Origin of the sequence: Microbulbifer agarilyticus, from assembly GCF_019800665.1 — a bacterium.
Taxonomy (GTDB): Bacteria; Pseudomonadota; Gammaproteobacteria; order Pseudomonadales; family Cellvibrionaceae; genus Microbulbifer; species Microbulbifer agarilyticus_C.
Genome location: NZ_JAHVKO010000003.1, coordinates 814265 through 836446, shown reverse-complemented (window position 1 = coordinate 836446; position 22182 = coordinate 814265). Strand labels below are relative to the sequence as shown.

20 protein-coding genes are annotated in these 22182 nt (G+C 59.1%); 10 read left to right on the top strand and 10 right to left on the bottom strand.

The features are described from left to right. Nucleotides 1-7: 7 nt before the first annotated feature. The 4 genes from KUV22_RS09160 to KUV22_RS09145 form a co-directional block, all read right to left on the bottom strand. Nucleotides 8-664, bottom strand: a complete 657-nt coding sequence (locus KUV22_RS09160) for a Maf family protein (protein WP_222230319.1) — start codon at nt 662-664, stop codon at nt 8-10. A gap of 168 nt (nt 665-832) precedes the next feature. Continuing rightward, a complete protein-coding gene (mreD, locus tag KUV22_RS09155; RefSeq protein WP_222230317.1) occupies nt 833-1312 on the bottom strand; it encodes a rod shape-determining protein MreD in 480 nt (159 codons plus the stop codon). Between the two features lie 4 nt (nt 1313-1316). Beyond that, nucleotides 1317-2114 (bottom strand): rod shape-determining protein MreC, encoded by a 798-nt coding sequence (gene mreC, locus KUV22_RS09150; protein ID WP_224917982.1) that lies wholly within the window; start codon nt 2112-2114, stop codon nt 1317-1319. 231 nt (nt 2115-2345) lie between these two features. Continuing rightward, nucleotides 2346-3380, bottom strand: a complete 1035-nt coding sequence (locus KUV22_RS09145) for a rod shape-determining protein (protein WP_010132216.1) — start codon at nt 3378-3380, stop codon at nt 2346-2348. A 365-nt stretch (nt 3381-3745) separates the two neighbouring features. Here KUV22_RS09145 and gatC point away from each other — a divergent pair, with 365 nt between their 5' ends. The 5 genes from gatC (at nt 3746) to cysZ (ending at nt 8338) form a co-directional block, all read left to right on the top strand. After that, the gene (gene gatC / locus KUV22_RS09140) at nt 3746-4033 is read left to right on the top strand and encodes an Asp-tRNA(Asn)/Glu-tRNA(Gln) amidotransferase subunit GatC (RefSeq protein WP_222230315.1); all 288 of its coding nucleotides are present in this window, start codon (nt 3746-3748) and stop codon (nt 4031-4033) included. A gap of 70 nt (nt 4034-4103) precedes the next feature. Beyond that, a complete protein-coding gene (gatA, locus tag KUV22_RS09135; protein WP_222230314.1) occupies nt 4104-5558 on the top strand; it encodes an Asp-tRNA(Asn)/Glu-tRNA(Gln) amidotransferase subunit GatA in 1455 nt (484 codons plus the stop codon). 11 nt (nt 5559-5569) lie between these two features. Then, nucleotides 5570-7033: an Asp-tRNA(Asn)/Glu-tRNA(Gln) amidotransferase subunit GatB gene (gene gatB / locus KUV22_RS09130; protein WP_222230313.1), complete on the top strand. Its 1464-nt coding sequence runs from the start codon at nt 5570-5572 to the stop codon at nt 7031-7033. Nucleotides 7034-7132: 99 nt separating this feature from the next. After that, nucleotides 7133-7429, top strand: coding sequence for a PA4642 family protein (locus tag KUV22_RS09125; protein ID WP_222230311.1), 297 nt, complete (start codon nt 7133-7135; stop codon nt 7427-7429). A gap of 3 nt (nt 7430-7432) precedes the next feature. Beyond that, the gene (cysZ, locus tag KUV22_RS09120) at nt 7433-8338 is read left to right on the top strand and encodes a sulfate transporter CysZ (protein WP_222230309.1); all 906 of its coding nucleotides are present in this window, start codon (nt 7433-7435) and stop codon (nt 8336-8338) included. Between the two features lie 62 nt (nt 8339-8400). Here the strand turns inward: cysZ and rhlB are convergent, their stop codons facing one another. Further along, on the bottom strand, nt 8401-9918 hold the full coding sequence (gene rhlB / locus KUV22_RS09115; protein ID WP_222230307.1) for an ATP-dependent RNA helicase RhlB: 1518 nt from the start codon (nt 9916-9918) through the stop codon (nt 8401-8403). Between the two features lie 175 nt (nt 9919-10093). Next, complete coding sequence (locus KUV22_RS09110; RefSeq protein ID WP_222230305.1) at nt 10094-10720, bottom strand: HvfX family Cu-binding RiPP maturation protein; 627 nt, start codon at nt 10718-10720, stop codon at nt 10094-10096. Between the two features lie 156 nt (nt 10721-10876). Between KUV22_RS09110 and KUV22_RS09105 the strand changes: the two genes are divergently transcribed. After that, nucleotides 10877-12244 carry an MATE family efflux transporter gene (locus tag KUV22_RS09105; RefSeq protein ID WP_222230303.1) on the top strand — a complete coding sequence of 456 codons (1368 nt, stop codon included), beginning with the start codon at nt 10877-10879 and terminating at the stop codon, nt 12242-12244. A 174-nt stretch (nt 12245-12418) separates the two neighbouring features. After that, nucleotides 12419-13909 carry a succinylglutamate desuccinylase/aspartoacylase family protein gene (locus tag KUV22_RS09100; RefSeq protein WP_222230301.1) on the top strand — a complete coding sequence of 497 codons (1491 nt, stop codon included), beginning with the start codon at nt 12419-12421 and terminating at the stop codon, nt 13907-13909. 86 nt (nt 13910-13995) lie between these two features. Here KUV22_RS09100 and KUV22_RS09095 read toward each other — a convergent pair whose 3' ends face one another. The 4 genes from KUV22_RS09095 to hemA form a co-directional block, all read right to left on the bottom strand. Further along, nucleotides 13996-14907, bottom strand: a complete 912-nt coding sequence (locus KUV22_RS09095) for a cation diffusion facilitator family transporter (protein ID WP_222230299.1) — start codon at nt 14905-14907, stop codon at nt 13996-13998. Nucleotides 14908-14978: 71 nt separating this feature from the next. Further along, entirely contained in the window at nt 14979-15806 is an 828-nt protein-coding gene (gene prmC, locus KUV22_RS09090) for a peptide chain release factor N(5)-glutamine methyltransferase (RefSeq protein ID WP_222230297.1), read from the bottom strand. Nucleotides 15807-15811: 5 nt separating this feature from the next. Continuing rightward, entirely contained in the window at nt 15812-16897 is a 1086-nt protein-coding gene (prfA, locus tag KUV22_RS09085) for a peptide chain release factor 1 (RefSeq protein WP_222230295.1), read from the bottom strand. Continuing rightward, nucleotides 16897-18213, bottom strand: coding sequence for a glutamyl-tRNA reductase (hemA, locus tag KUV22_RS09080; RefSeq protein WP_222230293.1), 1317 nt, complete (start codon nt 18211-18213; stop codon nt 16897-16899). The genes prfA and hemA overlap by 1 nt, the downstream gene beginning before the upstream one ends. A gap of 374 nt (nt 18214-18587) precedes the next feature. Between hemA and KUV22_RS09075 the strand changes: the two genes are divergently transcribed. The 3 genes from KUV22_RS09075 (at nt 18588) to ispE (ending at nt 22179) form a co-directional block, all read left to right on the top strand. Next, on the top strand, nt 18588-20546 hold the full coding sequence (locus KUV22_RS09075; protein ID WP_222230291.1) for a tetratricopeptide repeat protein: 1959 nt from the start codon (nt 18588-18590) through the stop codon (nt 20544-20546). Continuing rightward, nucleotides 20530-21183, top strand: coding sequence for a lipoprotein insertase outer membrane protein LolB (gene lolB / locus KUV22_RS09070; RefSeq protein WP_222230289.1), 654 nt, complete (start codon nt 20530-20532; stop codon nt 21181-21183). The genes KUV22_RS09075 and lolB overlap by 17 nt, the downstream gene beginning before the upstream one ends. A gap of 90 nt (nt 21184-21273) precedes the next feature. Beyond that, nucleotides 21274-22179, top strand: a complete 906-nt coding sequence (gene ispE, locus KUV22_RS09065; protein ID WP_222230287.1) for a 4-(cytidine 5'-diphospho)-2-C-methyl-D-erythritol kinase — start codon at nt 21274-21276, stop codon at nt 22177-22179. Nucleotides 22180-22182: the final 3 nt, after the last annotated feature.

Below are 22182 nucleotides of genomic sequence, written 5' to 3'. Positions count from 1 at the left end.
CGGGCCGCTACTCCTCGATCATCCCTGCATCGACGCGCCGATCAAACTGCCAGAAGGGGATGCCCGCGCGCTCCAGAAAACCCGACAGGGTTTCCAGCGGCAATCCCACCACATTGCTGTAACTGCCGTGGATGGAGGCCACCAGCAGAGCACCCTTGCCCTGAATGCCGTAACCACCCGCTTTGTCGCGAGGCTCGCCGGTATTCCAGTAGTCTTCAATCAGGCGATCACTCAATTCACGAAACCGTACCCGGGTTTCGACCACAGTACTGAACGACTGATCCCCATCGGTCAGGCAAATGGCGGTGAGCACCGCGTGCTCGGTGCCGGACATAAGCGCCATCATGCGGCGAAAATCGGCGAAATCCCGCGGTTTTTCCAGCACCTCATCCTGCACAATACCCAGGGTATCAGCGCCCAGAGACCAGACCGCGGCGCCCTCTTCTACTTCCGCCTGCGCCAGCCCGGCGCGGGCCTTTTCCTGGGCAAGGCGCAGCACATATTCCCGCCCGGACTCATCAGGGCGACGACGTTCTTCTACCGAAGTGGCAGCAGAGAAAAACGGAACCCCTATCTGCGACAGCAGCTCGGCGCGCCGGGGGGAACCCGAGGCAAGGAGCAGGCGTGGCGCGGAGGTGGTTTGTCGGGTGTCTGGCTGTGGCACGGGCAACGCTTATGATTATGTATTTGCTGGACGAAATATCAGAACGCCTGATTATAGCGGCCACGCTCGAAAAATAACCGCCCCTTAAGGTTACTTAACGCAAATTTTGCTCGAGTTTTTATTCCGGGGCTTGGATAACTGTTCGCGGCAAGGCCAGGAACTGAGGCATTATCGGACCCGCAGGCTGGAAGCGGTGCGGTGCAGCCAGGGGGTGACCACCGGCCACAACACCGCTGTAGTCAGCGCCGGCCACAGGAAGGTCAACCCCGGCACCGACTTGCCCGCCAGGCTGTGCACCCAGTTGCCCAGCAACTGGTTAATCCCCACCAACACAAACACCCACATCAGCTGCTGCCCCGGGTTAAATGCGCGGGTACGGCGGTAGGTCAACAGACTGAAATAGGCGAGCACCGCCAGAGACAGGGCGTGCGCCCCGAGGGTGGCCCCGGTCACCAGGTCTTCCGCGAACCCCACCATCCAGGCAAAGCCCACCCCCAGTTCCTGGGGCATGCGGGTCGTCCAGAAAATCACCACCAGAGCGCAGAACGCAGGCCGGAACCAAAGCCAGTCGGTGGGCAGTGGCATCACCGCTAGCAGCAGCGCAATCACCACGGTAAACAGGATAAACCAGCGATTGTGGGCATCCATTCGCTCAGTCCTGCCCCTCGTCTGTGGGCGCATTCAGTACCGCCAACACAAAACGACTGCGGTTCATACGCCCGCGAGGCTCCACATCCACGTCGGCAAAGGCACGCCCGGGATCACGCTTGACCGAAATCACCTCGCCTACCGGGTAGCCCGCGGGAAAGCGCCCGCCGAGCCCGGAGCTCAACAGGAGGTCGCCCTCGCGGATATCACTGGTGTTGGCCAAATGGCGCAACTTGAGTCGGTACAGGTCTCCGGTTCCCTCGGCCACTGCACGCACACTATTGCGCAGTACCTGCACCGGCAGGGCGTGGTTGGCGTCGGTAATCAACAGAACCCGGCTGGAAAAGTCCCCGGCCTCAATCACCTGCCCCAGCAGGCCACTGGCATCCATGATCGCGGCACCCTGCACCACGCCATCGCTGCGGCCTTTATCGATAATCAGTACATGCTCAAGCGGGTCCGGCGACACACCGATCACCTGTGCCACCAGTACACGCTGATTCACGCTCTCGGCGGAGTTCATCAATTCTTTGAGCTGGGTATTTTCCGCGCGAACCGCGGCGAGCAACTGGGCCTGCTGCTCGAGCAGCATCACTTGGTGCTTGAGACGGCTGTTTTCCTCCAGCAGCTCATCGCGGGTGCGCCACTGCTCGCCAGCCCAATCCCCCACCCTGGAAGGGGTTCCGGTCAGCCAGTAAAAGGGAGCAGCCAAACTGGAGAGGCGCTCGCGCACCGGGTTCAGCCAGTCGGTGTAGAGATTGATCAGGATCAGCGCCGTCGCCACCAGCCCCAGCGCAAGGATGCGGGATTCCGGTGACGGGCCTCGGGTAAATAGCGGTTTAATGGGCGGCCCCCATCGACCTGTTCATCAATGATGTTCTTATTGGTCTGTGCGCGTATCCGTACGCTGGTGAATCGGCGGCGCTCGGCCCGGGTATTCCGTCAGGAAGTCATCGGGACGCAATCGGCGCTCCATGAGCACCGCCGTCGCAAACTGGCGGCAACCAGCTGCGTGTCGGGATTACCTGGAATCTCAGCTGGAAACCAGATACAGACGGCTCTTGTCCATCATATCCAGTGCCTGGCCACCACCGCGGGCAACACAGGTCAACGGATCATCGGCGACAATCACCGGCAGACCGGACTCTTCCATCAGCAGGCGGTCCAGGTCGCGCAACAGCGCGCCACCACCGGTTAGCACCATGCCGCGCTCGGCGATATCCGAGGCCAGTTCGGGGGGTGACTGTTCCAGCGCGCTCTTCACCGCCTGCACGATGCCGGTCAGCGGCTCTTGCAGGGCTTCCAGAATCTCGTCGCTGTTCAGGGTGAAGCTACGCGGCACACCCTCTGCCAGGTTGCGACCGCGCACGTCGATCTCACGTACTTCACTGCCGGCATAGGCACAGCCGATTTCTTCTTTGATGCGCTCGGCAGTGGCATCGCCAATGACGCTGCCGTAGTTGCGGCGCACATAGTTAACGATGGCTTCGTCAAAACGGTCACCGCCAATGCGCACGGAGTCGGAGTACACCACACCATTCAGCGAGATGATCGCGATCTCGGTAGTACCACCACCGATATCCACCACCATGGAACCACTGGCTTCTTCCACTTTCAGGCCGGCGCCGATCGCCGCCGCCATAGGCTCTTCGATCAGCCACACCTCACGAGCACCCGCACCGAGGGCGGACTCACGAATCGCGCGGCGCTCAACTTCGGTAGACTGGCAGGGCACACACACCAGAACCCGCGGGCTCGGGCGCATCCAGCTGTTCTCGTGCACCTTCTTGATGAAGTGCTGCAGCATCTTCTCGGTGACCTGGAAGTCTGCGATCACACCGTCTTTCAGCGGGCGAATCGCGGTGATATTGCCTGGGGTACGGCCCAGCATACGCTTGGCTTCCACGCCAACCGCTTCCACAATTTTGGTTCCGTTGTAGTGACGGATAGCAACAACAGACGGCTCGTCGAGGACTACGCCGCGATCGCGCACGTAGATAAGCGTGTTGGCAGTACCCAGGTCGATAGAGAGATCACTGGAGAACATGCCCCGCAAACGTTTAAACATGGAATTCGATTACCTTAATTCTTCTGTAGTACAACACCCGAGCGGGATCAGGTGCCGAGAGCGCAAACTAGTGTGAACAGCGCCCCCAGCTGGAGATGCGTCACAGGATAATTAGTCCACGCAAACAATTCTGTGTTCCGGACGGCGTTTTCGTCCGCTCTTCGACGAATAAGCCAGAGACAACGGTGACCTGGCCAGAATCGGCAAACTCTAACAATGGCGGGGGTTAAGGGCAAGGCTAAATAATAAGCATAAAGAGTTTCCCCGACAGGTATGGTAAATTTGCGCTCCTTCTATTCCCGCCAGCCCCGCGAATCCGGGCCTGGCCGCAAATTAGCCAATGAGAAGCTGGAGTCTCTATCCCCATGGCCGTGGACGCGCAAACCATCGAAAAGCTGGCCGAACTGGCCCGCATCGCCATTTCCGAAGAAACCATAGACGAAGTCAGCAGCCGACTGGGCGACGTGCTGCAGCTGGTGGACCAGCTACAGGCGGTCAATACCGATGGTGTTGAACCCATGGCCCATCCGCTGGATGAGGTACAGGTCCTGCGCAAAGACGCCGTAACCGAGCCCAACCGCCGCGAAGCATTCCTAGCCCTGGCACCCCAATCGGAAGCGGGCCTCTACCTGGTCCCCAAAGTCATCGACTGAACCTCGACCTGACCGACCAAACAAGCACCGACTTGGGCCACCACAGAATAGACAAGAAACCGGATTTCCAATGCATCAGTTGACCATCGCCGAGATCATCCGCGGCCTGCGCGACAAACAATTCTCCAGCGTTGAACTCACCAGCCACTATCTGGAACGCATCCAGCAGCTCGACAGCCAGTTCAACAGTTTTATCACCGTCACCAGCGAGCAAGCGCTGAATGAGGCTGCAGCTGCCGACGCTCGCCTGGCGCAGGGCGACGCCCCGGCCCTGTGTGGTGTGCCTGTGGCGCACAAGGATATTTTCTGCACCAACGGCGTACGCACCAGCTGTGGCTCGAAGATGCTCGACAATTTCGTGCCGCCCTACGACGCCACCGTAATCGACAACTTCCAGCAGGCGGGCGCCATCAGCCTGGGCAAGACCAATATGGATGAGTTCGCAATGGGCTCTTCCAACGAAACCAGTTTTTACGGCGCAGTGAAAAACCCCTGGGATGTGGAACGCATTCCCGGCGGTTCCTCTGGCGGTTCCGCCGCTGCAGTCGCGGCATTGCTGGCACCGGGCGCAACGGCCACCGACACCGGCGGCTCGATTCGCCAGCCCGCCGCCATGACCGGCACCACCGGTCTCAAGCCGACCTATGGCCGTGTGTCGCGCTGGGGCATGATTGCGTTCGCCTCCAGCCTGGACCAGGGCGGCCCGATCACGCGCACCGCGGAAGACGCCGCGCTGATGCTGTCGGTAATGGCGAGCCCCGATGCGAAAGACTCCACCTGCCTGGATCGCCCGGTGCAGGACTACACCGCGCACCTGAACGACTCCATCGCCGGCCTCAAGATCGGTGTGCCGAGCGAATACTTCGGGGAAGGCCTCGACAGTGAAGTGGGCGCGCGCGTCCAGGACGCACTGAAGGAATACGAAAAGCTCGGTGCCGAGCTGGTGGAAATCAGCCTGCCCCACAGCAAGCTGGCGGTACCGGCCTATTACGTGATCGCACCGGCAGAGGCCTCAGCCAACCTGTCGCGTTTCGATGGCGTGCGCTACGGCTACCGCTGCGAAAACCCCGCGGACCTGCGCGATCTGTATATGCGCTCCCGCGGCGAAGGCTTCGGCGAAGAAGTGAAACGCCGTATTTTAGTCGGCAGCTACGCCCTGTCTGCCGGCTATTACGATGCCTACTACAACAAGGCCCAGCAGGTACGCCGCCTGATCAAGCAGGACTTTGTCGATGCCTTCGACAAGGTCGACGTCATCATGGGGCCAACCGCTCCCAACCCCGCATTCAAACTGGGCGAGAAAAATGCCGACCCGGTGGCTATGTACCTGGAAGACATTTACACCATCGCCACCAACCTGGCCGGCCTGCCCGGCATGTCCATCCCCTGCGGTTTCGCCCACGGCCTGCCCGTCGGCCTGCAGATCATTGGCAACTATCTGGACGAGGCGCGCATGCTGAATGTGGCGCACCAGTTCCAGCAAGCCAGTGACTGGCATCAACAAACCGCCCCGGCAGCAGAATAAGGAGACGCGACATGGAATGGGAAGTCGTAATCGGGTTGGAAGTGCATGTGCAACTGGCCACCCAATCAAAAATTTTCTCCGGCGCCAGCACCGCGTTTGGTGCCGACCCGAATACCCAGGCCTGCGCGGTAGACCTGGCCATGCCCGGTACTCTACCGGTACCTAATGAAGAAGCCTTCCGCTTCGCCGTGATGTTTGGCCTGGCCATGAACGCGGAAATCGGCAAGCGCTCCGTATTCGAGCGCAAAAACTATTTTTACCCGGACCTGCCCAAGGGCTACCAGACCACCCAGCTGGAGCAACCAATCGTCGGCAAAGGCCAGATCGAGATCCACCTGGAAGATGGCAGTAGCAAGACCGTGCGCCTGCACCACGCGCACTTGGAAGAAGATGCGGGCAAATCCCTGCACGATGCTGTTTTTGATACTGGTCACGGCATGTCCGGCATCGACCTGAACCGCGCCGGCACCCCACTGATCGAGATCGTGTCCGAGCCGGATATGCGCAGTGCCGCCGAGGCCGTGGCCTATCTGAAAAAGATCCACAGCATCGTGACTTACCTGGGTATTTCCGACGGCGACATGTCCCAGGGCTCCCTGCGCTGTGACGCCAACGTTTCCGTGCGCCTCAAGGGCGAGGAAGAATTGGGCACCCGCACCGAAATCAAAAACCTGAACTCCTTCCGCTTTATCGAGAAGGCAATCAAGGTAGAGGCCCAGCGTCAGATCGACCTGATCGAAGACGGCGGCAAGGTGGTACAGGAAACCCGCCTGTACGATGCGGACAAGAACGAAACCCGCTCCATGCGCAGCAAGGAAGTCGCCAACGACTACCGCTACTTCCCCTGCCCGGACCTGCTGCCGGTGGTACTGTCGGACGAATACGTTGAGCAGATACGTGGCGACCTGCCGGAACTGCCAGACGCGAAGTGCGCGCGCTTTGAAAAGGAATACGGCCTGTCTGCCTACGACGCAGACCAGCTGACTCAGGAGCGCCCCACGGCAAACTACTTTGAGCAGGTTGCGGCAAAAAGCGGTGAAGCCAAACTGGCGGCCAACTGGGTAATGGGTGAACTCGCAGCGCTGTTGAACCGTGAAGAGAAATCCATTGAGCAGTCCCCGGTAAACGCCGAGCATTTGGCGGGCCTGATTGCGCGCATCAAGGACGGCACCATTTCCTCAAAGATCGCCAAGCAGGTGTTTGAGGCGATGGCCAATGGCGATGGCGACGCGGATGCGGTGATTGAGGCCAAAGGGCTGAAGCAGGTCTCCGACACCGGCGCCATCGAGAAGCTGGTGGACGATGTGATTGCAGCCTCCACGGCGCAGGTAGAGAACTACCGCAATGCCGATCCGGACAAGCGCCCCAAAATGATGGGTTTCTTTGTCGGTCAGATCATGAAAGCCTCCAAAGGCCAGGCGAACCCGCAGATGATCAACAAGATCCTGAAAGAGAAACTGGACGCCCTGCTCTGAGGTTAAGACTGGGGCTGAAACCGGAGGCATTGGTGGTATCACCCCACCTCCGGTGGCGCCCGGACAAGAGTTACAACAGACCACGCAAGGAATTAACAAGTGAGCCTGAAAAAAGACAAACAAAAAGTTCTCGGTGAAGTGTTCGACGATGCACGTATCGCCGGCTTTCTCGAAGGTGAAGCCCCGGAAGGGTTTAACCGCGACTTCTACCTGCTAGAGCGCGCATACCGCGGCATGAAAGCAGAAAACTTTGAAACCTTCGTGCGACTGTTCAAGGAAGAGGGCCTCGACCTGAACAGCCAGAGCCCGGAAGGCCAGACTCTGCTGGCACGCATTGGCGAGCACGAGCAGAGTGCCGAGTACGGCGAAATCCTGAAGGCCGCGGGAGCGCAGTAACCCATGACCTCCAACCCGGCACATGGCGTACACGCACTGATCCGGGGGGCGCAGCTGCTTACCCGGAAAGAGCTGCGCCCGTTCATCATTATCCCCCTGCTCATCAACCTGGTGCTGTTTATCGCGCTGGGTATCGTGATGATCAGCCAGTTCGACGACCTCGGCCGCTACATCGGCAGCCTGCTCACCGACACCCCGGTAGACACCTCCAACATGTCCTGGTGGCGCGCCATTCTCGCCACCGGCGCAGACTGGGCGGCGAGCGTGTTCCAGTGGCTGGCCTGGTTGATCGCCATTGTTGTCGTGCTGCTGTTCTTCTTCGTGTACGGCTACCTGTTCGGGATTATCACCAACATCATTGCCGCCCCGTTTAACGGTCTGCTGGCAGAGAAAGTCGAAGAACTGTTGACCGGTCACCCGCCGCCCCCGGAAGCCTTGCACAGCATGGTATTCCGCACCCTCGGCCGGGAACTGCGCAAGCTGATGTACTTTATTGGCTGGGGTATCGTGATCTTTGTGATCGCCCTGCTCACCAGCTGGACCGTATTTATTCCTGCCCTGCTCGGCGCACTCTGGGGCGCTTGGTGTATGGCGATTCAGTATGTGGATTATCCGCTGGATAACCACCAGCGTTCATTCAGCGAATTGAAGAGCGTGCTGCTGCGCAAGAAATTCACCACCCTCGGTTTTGGTGGCAGTGTGATGCTGGCGAAGATGGTGCCGATCTTGAATATTTTTGTGATGCCGGCGGCGGTTGCCGGTGGCACGGCGTTATGGGTGGAGCGCATCTGGTCCGATGGCGACCCGGGCAAGGGACCAAACGGGCGGAGTTTCCCGGTCGACCCGGCACCGACTGCGAAAACAAAGAAATGGCCGAAAGGTATTGAGGGTCCGAAAGACGACCAGTAAGCAGGCATAAAAAAACGCGGGTATTTCCCGCGTTTTTTTATGCGCAATAAACCGCTGAAAAATCAGCGGCGAGAGCGGCCACCACCACCTCGACGTCCACCGCGATGACCTCCACGGTCATTGCGATCGCCACCACTACTGCGCTTCACTTCCACCTTGGGCGGTGCAACCAGCAGCTCTTCCGGCGGTACTTCGCACTTCAGTTTGCTGCCAAGCAAGGTCTCGATCGGCTCCAGGCGCATCGCATCGTCTTCACAGGCGAAGCTGATGGAGGTGCCCTTCTTGCCCGCACGTCCGGTACGGCCGATACGGTGTACGTAATCTTCCGGCTCTTCCGGCAGGGTGTAATTCACGACGTGGCTGATACCGTCGATGTGAATACCACGGCCCGCAACGTCAGTAGCCACCAGCACTTTGGATTTGCCGGTTTTGAAATCTTCCAGGGTACGCACGCGCTTGTTCTGCGCCACTTCTCCAGAAAGCAGACCCGCCTTGATGCCATGCGCGAGCAGGTGGTCGTGCAGGCGACGACACTGGTCGCGGCGGTTGGCAAACACGATCAAACTGTCCACATCATCCTGCTGCACGATGTTGTACAACAGCGGGTACTTTTCATCACTTGAAACCAGATACACATGCTGGGTAACGGTATCGGTTGCCACGCGCTCCGGCTCGATTTCCACAATGGTCGGCTCGGTGGTCCACTGCTCCACCAGGTCGTCTACCTCGGGGGTAAAGGTGGCGGAGAAGAACATGGTTTGACGATGGGTCTTGCGCGGCGTCTGACGCACAATACGGCGTACATCGGGGATAAAGCCCATATCCAGCATGCGGTCCGCTTCGTCGATCACCAGGATTTCGGTCTGGTCCAGGTAACAGTCACGCTTGTTGACGAAATCCAGCAGACGGCCCGGCGTTGCCACCAGAATATCCACCAGGCGTTCGTTCAGCGCCCGCTGCTGTTTCTCGTAATCCATACCGCCAACCAGGGTGTGGATTTCCAGATCCGTGTACTTACACAGGTTCTTGGCATCGTCGGCAATCTGCATCACCAGTTCGCGGGTCGGCGCAATGATCAATGCACGGGCCTCACCGGCATAGCGCTCGCCGTCAAACGGGTGCTTGAGCAGATCATCGATTACGGTAACCAGGAAGGCCGCTGTTTTACCGGTACCGGTCTGCGCCTTACCCACCAGGTCGTGACCATTGAGCGTGTGCGGGAGAGACTGCCCCTGAATCGGGGATGCGTACTGGAAACCGAGGTCCGCAATGGCGTGCATCAACGGCAGAGGCAGATCCAGATCGTGGAAGCGCACCTTGCCTTCCTGCTCTGGCACCTGGAAGTCGTCCAGTGTCCACGGCTTCTGTGGCGCCTTAGTGCGAGTATCCTTGCGGCCATCTGTGCGCTGGTCACGGCGGCGGTTGCGCTGACGTCCACGGGAGCGGCCATCCTTTCCGGAAGTGGACTTGCCCTCCGCAGAACGCTTTTCGGCACCCGGGCCAGCCTTCTGGCCTTTAGCCGGCTGCTTGGATGCATTTTCAGATTTGTCGGAGGAACGACGGAAAAACTTGCCTATCAAAAGATTGCTCGCTCAATTGCACCGGCACAGCCGCAAACCGGCCATCCCAGGTAGCCCCTGTGACCACTGGGCCACAAGAACGGGTTAAATAATCGGCGAGTATATCATCTATATGTGACGGGCGCGGGAAGCAGCGTATGAGCACCGCAAATCTGCGCCAGGTAACTGGCGCGGCTTAATCCTTCAGCATGCCGCGGCGACGTGCGATCCAGTAGTCGAGGCTCACAAAGCGCCCGCCACCGGTAAACAGCAGGGCCAACAGCATAATGAAGTAAGTGGCCGCAAACTCGATACCGTTTTTGAGCACGGTGAAGTTCCCCGCCTCGGTCAACCACTCGTAGTGCCCGTACTCCTTGAGCAGCTCGACCGCCTTTTCCTTGCGCACTGCGGCTTCCGCAATCAGATCCTTGCGCCACTCCCAGGGCATGGTGAGCGTTTGCTCCGGCAGGGCATGCCAGCCATATTGCCAGTGCGCCGCAACCGCCGCGACCACCATGGTGAACATAAGGGGAATTGCAGCCAGGCGCACACCCAGGCCAAGCACTAAGGCAATACCGCCAAAAAACTCGGTGAGTGCGGCCAGCCAGGCCAACAGCATGGGGGCGGGCAAACCTAATCCCCAGTCCGGGTTCCCGAACCAGGCCGCAACATCACCAATGCCCATCAACTTGTTCCAGCCGGCAAGAATAAAGATCGGCCCGAGGAACAGCCGCAAGGCCAGCGGCCCCAAGCCATCCAGCGGTCGCAGAAAGCGCAAGAAACCCTCATAGAATCGATTGAACCCGCTGTGCGCCCCATCCATAATCCGCTCCCGTTTTGGTGTATTGCGACTGAATCCATTTGATCCAACCTGTTCAGTAGTCGCGCAAGGCGTGAAATGCTTACACTTCACCCCCCAATTTGGTCCCGAACAGTTTAGCCCCCAACTCATAAGCCGAGCAGACTTCGCCGTAACCCCATGTTTCGAATCTATAAACGCGCCACAGCCACCGAGCTACGCCACCTCACCAATCTTGGTGGGCCGCTGGTAGTGAGCAACCTTGCGGTGGTGAGCATGGGGGTTACCGACACCATCGTCGCTGGACGCTCCGGCGAGCTGGATCTGGCTGGGCTCGCCCTGGGTTCGAGTATCTGGGCCGTATGCGCCGTCACCCTGATCGGCATGCTCGCGGCAGTGTCACCGGTGGTGGCCAATCTGCGCGGCGCCCGCGACGAACAGGGTTGCGCGCGGCAGATGAGCCAGTCGGTGTGGATTGCGCTGGTGGGCGGATTGCTGGTGGCGGGCGCATTGCTGGCGGCACCGCTGTGGAGCCAGTGGATCCAGACCGAGGAACCGGTGCGCAAAATCATGGTGCAGTACCTGCTGGCCCTAGCCACCGGGGTCCTGCCCTTTGCCTTTGGCAGTGCCCTGCGCGGTTACTGTGAAGGGATGGCACAGGTGCGCCCGGTGATGCGTATTTATCTGGCCGCGGCGGTGCTCAATGTGCCGCTGGATATCCTGTTTGTGTTTGGCTGGGGCCCGATACCCGCCATGGGCGGCGCTGGCTGTGGCTGGGCCACCAGCTTGGTTTGCTGGGCGATTGCCATCGCGCTCTACTGGCACGCAGGCAACGACCCCGCGTACCGGGCGTTGAAACTGCGGTTATTGCCGGAGCGGCCACACTGGCCGACCCTGAAGCACCTGCTGGCGGTCGGCATGCCGATCTGCGTTGGCGCCGCCGGCGAAGTCACCTTCTTCGCCAGCCTTACTTTGCTGCTGGCCTCCTACGGCGCCACCATCGTATCGGCACACCAGATTGGTATGAGCATCGGCTCCATTTTTTATCTGGTGGCCCTGGCGCTGGCTCAGGCGGTCAGTATCCGCACAGCCCAGGTACTGGGCCAGCAGCGTCCGAAACGTGCGCGCTTTGTCAGTATGGTTGGCGTGGGTAGCGGCCTGATCTATGCACTGGGTACCGGCGTGGTGCTCATTAGCCTGCGCAATTTGTTGGTACTCGCTTACACGAGCAACACGGAAATCATTGCGGTGGCTACCAATCTGCTGCTGCTGGCAGCCGCCTTCCAGCTGGTAGACGTTGCCCAGGCCATGGCCTGGGGCGCACTGCGCGGATACAAGGACACGGGGGTGCCAATGTACATACAGCTGTTTTCTTATTGGTTAATTGGCCTGCCCTCCGCTTACTGGCTGGGCGAGCAGTTCTGGGGGGTATACGGCTACTGGGTAGGAATCTGTATCGGCCTCGGCACCGCATCCCTGCTACTGCTCTGGCGACTCCAGCGCACCAGCAACAAGGCGCTGCCACCCCCACCCGCCGTGTCTGCCTAATTTCCCAGCCGATCTGCGCGCTGACCGGCCAGAATCGTAGAATCGCCAAGTGCCGCGCAATTCGCCGGGAACCGATTGGCTATACTCGCGCTCTCAGTTTCCAGACATCCGAATCATCGCGCGCGGCCAGATCGCTTTGGCCGACACGGGATTTCCAGTAAAACGGAGCTTTTCATGCGTCATCGCGCTCTGCGCCCCACCCTACTGCTTGCCCTGTATTGCCTGGCGGCACCCTCGCTGGCACTGGACGAATCGAACCAAAGCAACAAGACCCCAGAGCAGGAGCCATCAGCCCAGCAAGCCGTGCCAGCAGAGCCGTCACCCGACAGCGCGCTGCAGGAAAGTGAGCAGCGCAGCACCGGCGACCAGCCGGAAAAGCCGATCCCCAAGGCAAAAAGCGTCGAGCTCGACAAACCCGTGAGCGAAAGCGAATTGGTTGCGCCACCCGCGACCAGTGAAGAGCCTGCCCCCACGGTAGAAACCGCCCCGCCCGAAGCCCCCGCCGAGACACCGGCAGTCGAGGAACAAGAGCCTGTCGGTCGCCCGCTACAGTTACTGGGCGCCGAAGTGCCTCCGGCAACCACCACGCGCCTGGCCTGGTCACCGCGTCAACATTTCGAAGGCGTCTACAGCGCTACCCCGGTACTGGTGGTGAACGGCGCGGAAACGGGCCCGACCCTGTGTCTATTCGCGGCGATTCACGGGGACGAGCTAAACGGCATCGAAACCGTGCGCCGGGTAATGTACAACTTGGACAAAGAAACATTGAAGGGGGCGGTCATCGGCGTACCCATCGTGAACCTGCAGGGATTTCACCGCAGCTCTCGCTATCTGACCGACCGCCGCGATCTGAATCGCCACTTCCCGGGAGACAACCGCGGCTCCTCGGCTTCGCGAATCGCGCGCTCCTTTTTTGATGAAGTGGTGGTGCACTGTAACGCCATCGTCGACCTGCATACCGGGTCGTTTTACCGCACCAACTTGCCCCAGCTGCGCGGCGACCTCAAGGATCCCAAAGTCGTTAAGTTGACCAAAGGTTTTGGTTCCACCGTGGTACTACACAGCGATGGCGCCAAGGGTACCTTGCGACGGGCCGCAGTAGAGGCAGGCATTCCCACGGTTACCCTGGAAGCCGGCGCTCCGATGGTGCTGGACGAGCTGTCGGTCAGTCACAGCGTGAAAGGTATTCGTACCCTGCTCAATCAGCTGGGCATGATGAGTAAATTCAGCCTGTGGGGTGACCCGGAGCCGGTGTATTACAACTCCACCTGGCAGCGTGCGACCACCGGCGGCATTATTTTCAGTAACGTGAAGCTTGGCTCAACCGTGCGCAAAGGCGACCTGCTCGGCACGGTCACCAACCCCATCACCAACGTGCGCAAAGAAATTCGCTCCCAATACAACGGACGCATTCTCGGTATGGCCATGAACCAGGTGGTGCAGCCAGGCTTTGCCGCTTACCACATTGGTATTCAGGCTCCAGAGGAACAGATTTCAGCCCCGCAGGAAGTGACGGCAGAAGCAGAACCTGCGTCCTCCGAATCGGAAACAAGCGCCAGTGAAACACCGCAACAGGACACCGGAACAAGCGTGCAACCGCCAGCACAAACTACGGAGTCCGAACCAACCGTCGATCCGGAAGAGCAAAGTGAAGAGGATGAGTGAAAAGAGCGAATGAAAAGAGCAACTGAAAAGTTCCGCTAACGTCTACCCGCCGCAGCAGTGATACCCATTTCCCCCGCGGCTAGCTATCAAGACGTTGGCGAGCCGCTCACCCGATCGATCACAGGGGCAGGATCAAGGTTTAATGGTTCGGGCTGCAATGTAATGTGGTGAATACCGAACCGCTGATTCAAGGTGTTGCGCAGCCGCTCGAGCACCGAGGGCCAGGCCACCAAATCATCGACGATGATATGTGCAGAAAGCAGAATGGTGCTGCTATCAAAGCGCCATATATGCAGGTCGTGCACGGAGCGCACGCCCTCCTCTAACGCCATGGCTTCCGCCACAATAGGCAAGCTCAATTCACGGGGCACACGCGCCATCAACACATCGACCGCATCTCTGATTAGCCGCGCGCTGGCAATCAGGATCAGGATGCAAATCAACATGGAAAGCAACGGGTCGATTGGCGTCCAGCCCGTGAAATAAATCACCCCACCCGCCACCAGCGCCGCCACCGAACCAAGCAGGTCGCCCATAACATGCAGTAACGCGCCGCGAATATTCAGGGTCTGTTCGCCCCGGTGCAGTACCCAGGCCACGGCAACATTTACCAGTAGGCCAATCGCAGCGATCAGCATAACCACGCCACCGGCAACCGGCTGCGGGTTTTGCAGGCGATCAAACGCGGCCATTGAAATACCCACCACGATCAGCAGCATCAGTAGCGCGTTGACCATTGCTGCGAGCACTTCCGCACGCCCCCAACCAAATGACATCACGCGGCTTGCCGGCTTGCGCGCAATCAGTGCGGCCACCGCGCCAAGGGCGAGAGAAAACGAGTCGGTAATCATGTGGCCCGCATCACCCAGCAAGGCGAGAGAACCGGAAAGCCAGCCACCGACGGCCTCGACGATGGCGAACAGAAAGGTAATAACCAGCCCCCAGACAAGGGGCTTCAAGCGGCCGCTACTGTGATGATGATGGGCATGGTCGTGCATGCGTGATGTCCTAGCCGGTTTCCTTACTGGCCACTCCCCACAGCGATAACACAGGGGGCCTACTGCTGTGACTATGTTCGACCGAGAGTAATGCGTTCCCGCCCGGCATAGTCCAGACGAGTTTCCACATCCTTGTACCCATACTCGGAAAAAATATTGCGCACCGCCTTGCCCTGCTCCCAGCCGTGTTCCACCAACAGCAAACCATTCTCGGAAAGGTGGCCAGATGCCTGAGCGGCGATGGTGCGAATATCCGCAAGCCCCTTTTCGCCCGCTACCAGCGCAGACACCGGTTCAAAGCGTACATCCCCTTCGCGCAAATGGGGGTCTTGGGTATCAATATAGGGAGGATTACTGACGATAACATCAAAGGTGGCATCACCCAGGGTAGAAAACCAGTCACTCTGCAGGATTTGTACGTTGCCAAAGCCGAGTGCACCGCGGTTTTCCTCAGCCAGCGCAACCGCTGCTGGCATGGTATCCACCGCAGTAATTTGCCAGTGCTTTTTTTCGCTCGCCAGGGCCAGGGCGATGGCGCCGGTGCCGGTACCCAGGTCGAGCAATCTCGCCGTAGTCTGCGGGCAGAGGGCCAGTACCGTTTCGACAAGCACTTCGGTATCGGGGCGAGGAATCAGCGTAGAGCGATTCACTTTGAGGGGCAGCGACCAGAATTCCCGGCTACCGGTCAGGTGGGCCACCGGCTCACCGGCAACACGTCGCTCAAGTAACTGCTCAAACTCGGCTTGCTGGTCGTCGCTTAACTGTTGTTCCGGCCAGGTGTAGAGCCAGGCCCGCGACTTGCCTAACAGGTGGCACAGCAATACCTCGAGATCCAATCGCGGGCTATCACTGTCGGTCAGCTCTATTGCGCGTTGCAGGTTTTCCTTAACCGTTGCCATACGGATTAATTCTGCCCCAGTGCCGCCAGCTGATCCGCCTGATACTCGGTGCGCAACGGACCAATGACCTCATCCACCGCGCCCTGCATCACTTCATCAAGCTTGTACAGGGTCAGGCCGATACGGTGATCGGTCACCCGCCCCTGCGGGAAGTTATAGGTGCGAATGCGCTCGGAGCGGTCACCACTACCCACCAGGTTGCGGCGGGCATCGGAGATTTCCTGGGCGGCGGCAGATTCCTGGGCGCTGTTGAGCTTCGCCTGTAGCAGTGCCATCGCCTTGGCCCGGTTCTTGTGCTGGGAACGCTCATCCTGACATTCCACCACAATACCGGTGGGGATATGGGTAAGACGCACCGCAGAATCCGTCTTGTTCACGTGCTGGCCACCGGCACCAGAGGCGCGGTAGGTATCCACGCGCAGGTCCGCTTTGTTAATTTCGATCGCGTCGCGCTCGTCGGGCTCCGGCATTACCGCCACGGTACACGCGGAGGTGTGAATACGACCCTGGGACTCTGTTTCCGGCACCCGCTGCACACGGTGCGCACCGGATTCAAACTTCAGTTTTGCGTACACATCTTCGCCCGCAACGCGGGTAATAATTTCCTTGTAGCCGCCGTGTTCACCGGCGTTTTCACTGATGATTTCAATACGCCAGCCCTGCTTCTCCGCATAGCGGGAATACATACGGAACAGGTCGCCGGAGAAAATCGCCGCTTCGTCACCACCGGTACCGGCGCGAATTTCTAGGTAAACATTCTTGCGATCGTTGGGGTCGCGGGGCAGCAACAGCGTCTGCAGCTCTTTTTCCAACGGCTCCAGTTGTGCTTCTGCTTCGCGCAATTCTTCCTGGGCCATCTCGCGCATTTCTGCGTCGTTCTCTTCCAGCATTTCGCGCGCGCCGGCCATATCGTCCAGCAGAGTCTTGTAGCGGCCGTAACAGCTGACCACTTCTTCGAGCTCAGAATACTCGCGCGAAAGGTCGCGGAATTTATCCTGGTCACTAATGATTTCCGCATCCCCCAACAGGGCAGATACTTCTTCGTGACGCTCCACCAAATTGTCGAGTTTGCTTTGTACCGAAGCTTTCATTACTTGAGTTTCTTCTTGTCCTGCTTGTCCGCGGAACCCTCGGTTCCCGCGGACGCGTCCGAACCTGCGTCATCCGGGCTTAACCCGATGATCTGTCGGGCCAGACGCAATCGTTCCAGATCACCCTCCGCGGTGGCCTGTCGCAAGGCCACGGTGGGAGCGTGAATCAGTTTATTGGTTAACGTGCGCGCGAGCTGCTCCAGCAATTGCTCCGGCTCACTGCCCGCGCGCAATTGAATCAGCGCTTTTTCCAGCTCATCTTTGCTGATCGCCTGCGCCTGTTGGCGGTAACTGCGAATGGAATCCACGGCGCGCAGGCTGCGGTGCTCGCGCATAAATGCCGAGGCCGCCACATTCACGATCTCATCCGCGGCCTGTGCCGCCTGCTCGCGCAGGCGTTTGCCCTCATCGATCACACCGCACAAATCGTCCACGGTATAGAGGTAGATATCGTCGAGCTCACCGACTTGCGGCTCAATATCCCGCGGCACCGCAATGTCCACCATGAAAACGGGGCGATGGCGGCGCTCTTTCAGCGCAGTTTCCACCGCACCTTTGCCGAGAATCGGCAACTGACTGGCGGTGGAACTGATAACAATGTCTGCACGGGGCAAATACTCGGGAATGTCCGCAAGTAAAATCGCTTCAGCACCAAAGTCTTCCGCGAGGGACTGCGCCCGCTTCAGAGTCCGGTTTGCCACAATCAACCGTTTGACACCTTTATCAAGCAAGTGGCGGGCCACCAGCTCGATCGTCTCACCGGCGCCGATCAATAGGGCGGTCTGTTCAGCCAGGTCGGTAAAGATGCGCGAAGCGAGCGACACCGCAGCAAAGGCAACGGATACAGGGTTTTCACCAATGGCAGTCTCGGTGCGCACCTTCTTGGCCACCGAGAACACCTGCTGGAAAACATTGTGCAATGTGGGGCCCACACTGCCGGATTCACGAGCCACCGCGTAGGCAGACTTGATCTGCCCGAGGATCTGCGGCTCACCCAGCACCAGCGAATCCAGTCCGCAGGCCACCCGCATCATATGCCGCACGGCGGCTTCATCCGTAAACTGGTAGTAACAGCTGGTCAGCTCCTCCAGAGTGACCGAGTGGTACTCGGCAATCCAGGCCAAAACGGCTTCCGGAGCCACCTCGCCGTAGATTTCGGTGCGGTTACAGGTGGAAAGAATGGCCAATTCCGGGCATTCAAGGGCAATTCGCGCCTCTGCCAGGGCACTGGGCATCACTTCGGGGGCAAAGGCCACCCGCTCGCGCACGGCGACCGGCGCGCTGTCATGATTGATTCCCAGGGCAAGGATTGGCATAGATTCTCGTCACTACTTCCGCGCGCCAACACAACAAGCGAGCGCGGTGCAAAAATGGCCGCATATTGTCCGGGCCCGCCGCGGCTGGTGCAAGCGGAATCCGGCGACGCACAAAATCTTCCTAGTTTAAATAGATGCTGACTTTGCCACCGGACCCGGCCTGCCGGCTACGGGGGGCAAATTCAGAACTAGAATTATACGGCGATAACCCGGAAAAATACGCCAATAGGCGCCTCCTTAGCCAAATTGCCACGGTTTGCCGCGTATCTGGCCAAATCCCCAGTACCAGCGGCGCCCCGCTTTCCCCGCGCGGCCCAGACCTACACCGTGAGCAACACGCCATTCATGAGGCGCGAACGTACGGACACGTTTCTATGCATCTGCTCCTTCCCTTTCTGCTCGCCTGCCGCAAACCCCACAAGGCACTCAAGAACGCGCTTGCTCACAGCCAGCGGGCAAGCCTTGGGCGCTCCCTGCGTGGGGCCGCCACGGCATCCTCACTTGCGATTCTCTGCGCGTGCGCACAGCAACCTCAGGTTGAAAACAAAGCACAGGGGGACTGGCGAGACCAGTGGGAGGCCGAAGCCGTCAGCGAAGCCGACGCTGAGACTCGCACTGAGGACAACGAAGAAACCGATACATCGAAGCCCGCGCAAGTCTCTGCTAACTCCGGCGCCTCCGACCAGGCAGACACGGCCCAGTCCACTCCGGAATCGAAAGCCAAACCCTTCCCCATTGAGACGCTCTATACCCTGCTGGTAGCCGAGGTTGCAGGCAATAGAGAGCAATACGACCTGGCCCTGGCCAACTACTACTTTCAGGCCGAGCGCACCAAGGACGCGGGTGTTGCTGCCCGCGCTACCCGTATTGCCCGTTATCTCAACGCGCGTCGCGCCGCGCTGCGTTCGGCGCAGTTGTGGGTAAAACTGGCCCCGGACAGTGCCGACGCACAACTGGCGGTAACCGCCGAGCTGACACTCGCCGGCAAGCTGGATGAGGCCCTGCACCATGCGGAACTGGCGCTGGCACTTGGCGGCAACGCGCCACTGCAATCGGTGGCCGCCACCGCTGTAGACAATGAAGAACTCGCGGCTAAAGTACTGCCGGAATTTGAACGGCTCCACCAGAAGCATCCAGGTAACTCTGAAGTGTCTCTGGCCTATGCCATGCTGCTGCGCGCAAACAAGCGCCCGCAAGAGGCCTTAAAAATCACCCGTCAGGTACAGGAGCGCGACCCATCAAATCTGGATGCGCCCCTGCTGGAGTCTCACGCCCTGATCGATATGGGGCGAGAGAATGAGGCCCGCCGGCTGCTGGAAAACCTGGTAGAGCTTTACCCAAAAGAGAGTCGGCTGCGCCTGCAATACGCACGGCTGCTGATTCGCCAGGATCTGGATCTGGCGCAGCAACAGTTTGCCGAGCTGGTAAAGCAGCGCCCCAACGATGGCAACCTCATCCTCTCCCTGGCGCTTATTCACTATGAAACCAAGCAATTCGATAAGGCCATACCGCTGCTCAACCAGCTACTCAAGCAGGAAGACCACGAATCCATCGCACACTTTTATCTGGGCGGAATTGCCGAACAAACAGATAACCCACAGCAAGCTGTGATTCACTACCGCCTGGTGCGCCCAGGAAGTGACTATGTGCAGGCCATCACCCGCGGCACTGCCCTGCTCGGCAAGCTTGGAGAAACCGAAGCGGTGCACGAATGGTTCTCTGAACTGCGCCAGCGCCACCCCAAGCAGCAGGAACAGTTTTATCTGATGCAGACCGACCTGCTGACAAAAAATGGCTATTTGGAAGAAGCCCAGACTCTGTTGGCTGACGCGATAAAAGCAAATGAGGACAGCAAGCGCCTGATTTATGCTCACGCTATGGCTAGCGAACAGTTGGGCGATGTAAAAAACTTTGAACAGGGTTTACGCAAGCTATTGTCCCACGACCCGGATAATGCGAACCTGCTTAACACGTTGGGTTACAAACTGCTTTCTTATGACGACCGTGTCGAAGAAGCAATGGTGCTCATTTCCAAGGCCATTGAGCTCAGCCCGGATGACCCTGCGATCATCGACAGCATGGGCTGGGCGCATTATCGCCTTGGCAACTACGCCGAAGCGGTCACCTATTTGCGAAAAGCACTGAGTCTGCTGCAAGACCACGAAATTGTCGCTCACCTGGGGGAGGCCCTTTGGGCACTGGGCGAACGGCAACAGGCCATGCAGGTGTGGGAGCAGGGATTGCAGCAAAACCCGGAAAGTAAACTTATTCCTGAAACCATGCAGCGGCTACAGGATCAACAAAGACTGGAACAGCATGTTACGGAAAGCTGACGTTCTCTCTTTCACCTCATACGAAGCAACCGCACGCCGCGCCCTGAAATTTTTGGGCGCAGCTTTGCTATTTACTCTCGCCGCGTGTAGCGCGCAGAAGCCGCAACCACAGCAACCCCCCTCCCACTCCGCGCAGCAGCAATCGGCGGCGGCGCTTCAGCGCTGGGAAGTAAAAGGAAAACTGGGGGTACGCTCACCAAGAGAAAACGGCAGCGCAAATCTGGTATGGCAGCAGGCCAACACCAATTACCGTATTCACCTGAGCGGGCCGCTCGGTGCCGGGTCCACCACCATCACCGGCGCGCCTAACGGTGTAAGCCTGCAGAAAGGCAGCGACCCAGCCGTGTTCGCATCCAATCCAGCGCAACTTACTGAACAGATCATGGGCTGGCCGCTGCCCGTCTCAGAAATGTTCTACTGGGTGCGCGGCCTGGCGGCACCCGGTGCAGTGAGTGGCCAACAGAAGAACTCGGAGGGGCTACTGCAAAGCCTGCAACAGGCTGGCTGGCAATTGAACTTCAGCGATTATCAGGTAGTGGGTCCTTACAAGCTGCCGAGCCGCATCAAAGCGGCCAGCTCGAACCCCGCCGGCCCGGTTAGCGTTACCGTTGTGGTCAAGGAGTGGATTCCAAAGTAATCGCTGGTATCGATACCTTCACTTTCGCCCCTGCTAAAAAAACCGGCGGCTGGTAAACTGGCCGCCGGTTTCTACATTGCCTCCAGCTAAATGAATACGCCCTCCCTCACCCTCACTGCCCCCGCAAAACTGAACCTGATGTTGCGCATTCTGGGGCGACGCGAAGACGGCTATCACGAACTGCAAACGGTATTTCAGTTACTGGACGTGGGTGACACGATGACATTCAGCCCAACTAATGATGGGCAAATTCATCTCCACTGCCCCGGCGTCGACGTACCACCGGAACAAAATCTGATCGTGCGCGCGGCCCGTTTGCTTCAGGCCGCAGCTCTGCAACAGCTCAGTAACCGGCGAGACTTCGGGGCAAAGATAACCGTGGATAAGGTACTACCGGCGGGCGGCGGTATCGGCGGGGGCAGCAGCGATGCCGCCACAACCCTGCTCGCCCTGAACCACCTGTGGCAATGCGAACTCGACCTGGAGGCGCTGGCGGAACTGGGGCGGCAACTGGGCGCAGATGTTCCCGTCTTTGTACGTGGCACTTCCGCGTTTGCCGAAGGCGTTGGCGAAAAACTCACCCCAGTAGCCATCGAGCCCCGCTGGTATCTCGTGCTCAAACCCGTCTGCCATGTCAGTACCGCAGCGCTTTTTTCCAATCCACGTTTGACAAGAGATTCCGCCGCAATTACATTAGCGGCCCTTCGCGACAGGCAGCTGAACAGCGACTGGCTAAACCAATATGCCGGTAACGATTTTCAGCCGCTCGTTGAAGACCTCTACCCAGAGGTGCGCGAAGCCAGAGAGTGGCTTGCGCAATATGCAGACGCATTTTTGACCGGAACCGGCGCTTGTGTTTTTGCCGGATTTGAGTCGGAAGCCGCTGCACGAAAAGTGCTTGCAGCACGACCGAATGGGTGGGAAGGTTTTGTTGCCAAAGGTGCTGATGAATCACTCTCACACCGGCAACTCGCGAATTTTGCAGCAACTGTCTAAATT

What these genes read in the sequence shown, in the direction of transcription:
- gatB (WP_222230313.1), top strand. Translation starts at nt 5,570, where the DNA reads ATGGAATGGGAAGTCGTAATCGGGTTGGAAGTGCATGTGCAACTGGCC.
- ispE (WP_222230287.1), top strand. Translation starts at nt 21,274, where the DNA reads ATGAATACGCCCTCCCTCACCCTCACTGCCCCCGCAAAACTGAACCTG.
- KUV22_RS09105 (WP_222230303.1), top strand. Translation starts at nt 10,877, where the DNA reads ATGTTTCGAATCTATAAACGCGCCACAGCCACCGAGCTACGCCACCTC.
- mreD (WP_222230317.1), bottom strand. Translation starts at nt 1,312, where the DNA reads ATGGATGCCCACAATCGCTGGTTTATCCTGTTTACCGTGGTGATTGCG.
- prmC (WP_222230297.1), bottom strand. Translation starts at nt 15,806, where the DNA reads ATGGCAACGGTTAAGGAAAACCTGCAACGCGCAATAGAGCTGACCGAC.
- KUV22_RS09075 (WP_222230291.1), top strand. Translation starts at nt 18,588, where the DNA reads ATGCATCTGCTCCTTCCCTTTCTGCTCGCCTGCCGCAAACCCCACAAG.
- gatA (WP_222230314.1), top strand. Translation starts at nt 4,104, where the DNA reads ATGCATCAGTTGACCATCGCCGAGATCATCCGCGGCCTGCGCGACAAA.
- prfA (WP_222230295.1), bottom strand. Translation starts at nt 16,897, where the DNA reads ATGAAAGCTTCGGTACAAAGCAAACTCGACAATTTGGTGGAGCGTCAC.
- KUV22_RS09110 (WP_222230305.1), bottom strand. Translation starts at nt 10,720, where the DNA reads ATGGATGGGGCGCACAGCGGGTTCAATCGATTCTATGAGGGTTTCTTG.
- cysZ (WP_222230309.1), top strand. Translation starts at nt 7,433, where the DNA reads ATGACCTCCAACCCGGCACATGGCGTACACGCACTGATCCGGGGGGCG.
- hemA (WP_222230293.1), bottom strand. Translation starts at nt 18,213, where the DNA reads ATGCCAATCCTTGCCCTGGGAATCAATCATGACAGCGCGCCGGTCGCC.
- KUV22_RS09100 (WP_222230301.1), top strand. Translation starts at nt 12,419, where the DNA reads ATGCGTCATCGCGCTCTGCGCCCCACCCTACTGCTTGCCCTGTATTGC.
- KUV22_RS09095 (WP_222230299.1), bottom strand. Translation starts at nt 14,907, where the DNA reads ATGCACGACCATGCCCATCATCATCACAGTAGCGGCCGCTTGAAGCCC.
- gatC (WP_222230315.1), top strand. Translation starts at nt 3,746, where the DNA reads ATGGCCGTGGACGCGCAAACCATCGAAAAGCTGGCCGAACTGGCCCGC.
- lolB (WP_222230289.1), top strand. Translation starts at nt 20,530, where the DNA reads ATGTTACGGAAAGCTGACGTTCTCTCTTTCACCTCATACGAAGCAACC.
- KUV22_RS09145 (WP_010132216.1), bottom strand. Translation starts at nt 3,380, where the DNA reads ATGTTTAAACGTTTGCGGGGCATGTTCTCCAGTGATCTCTCTATCGAC.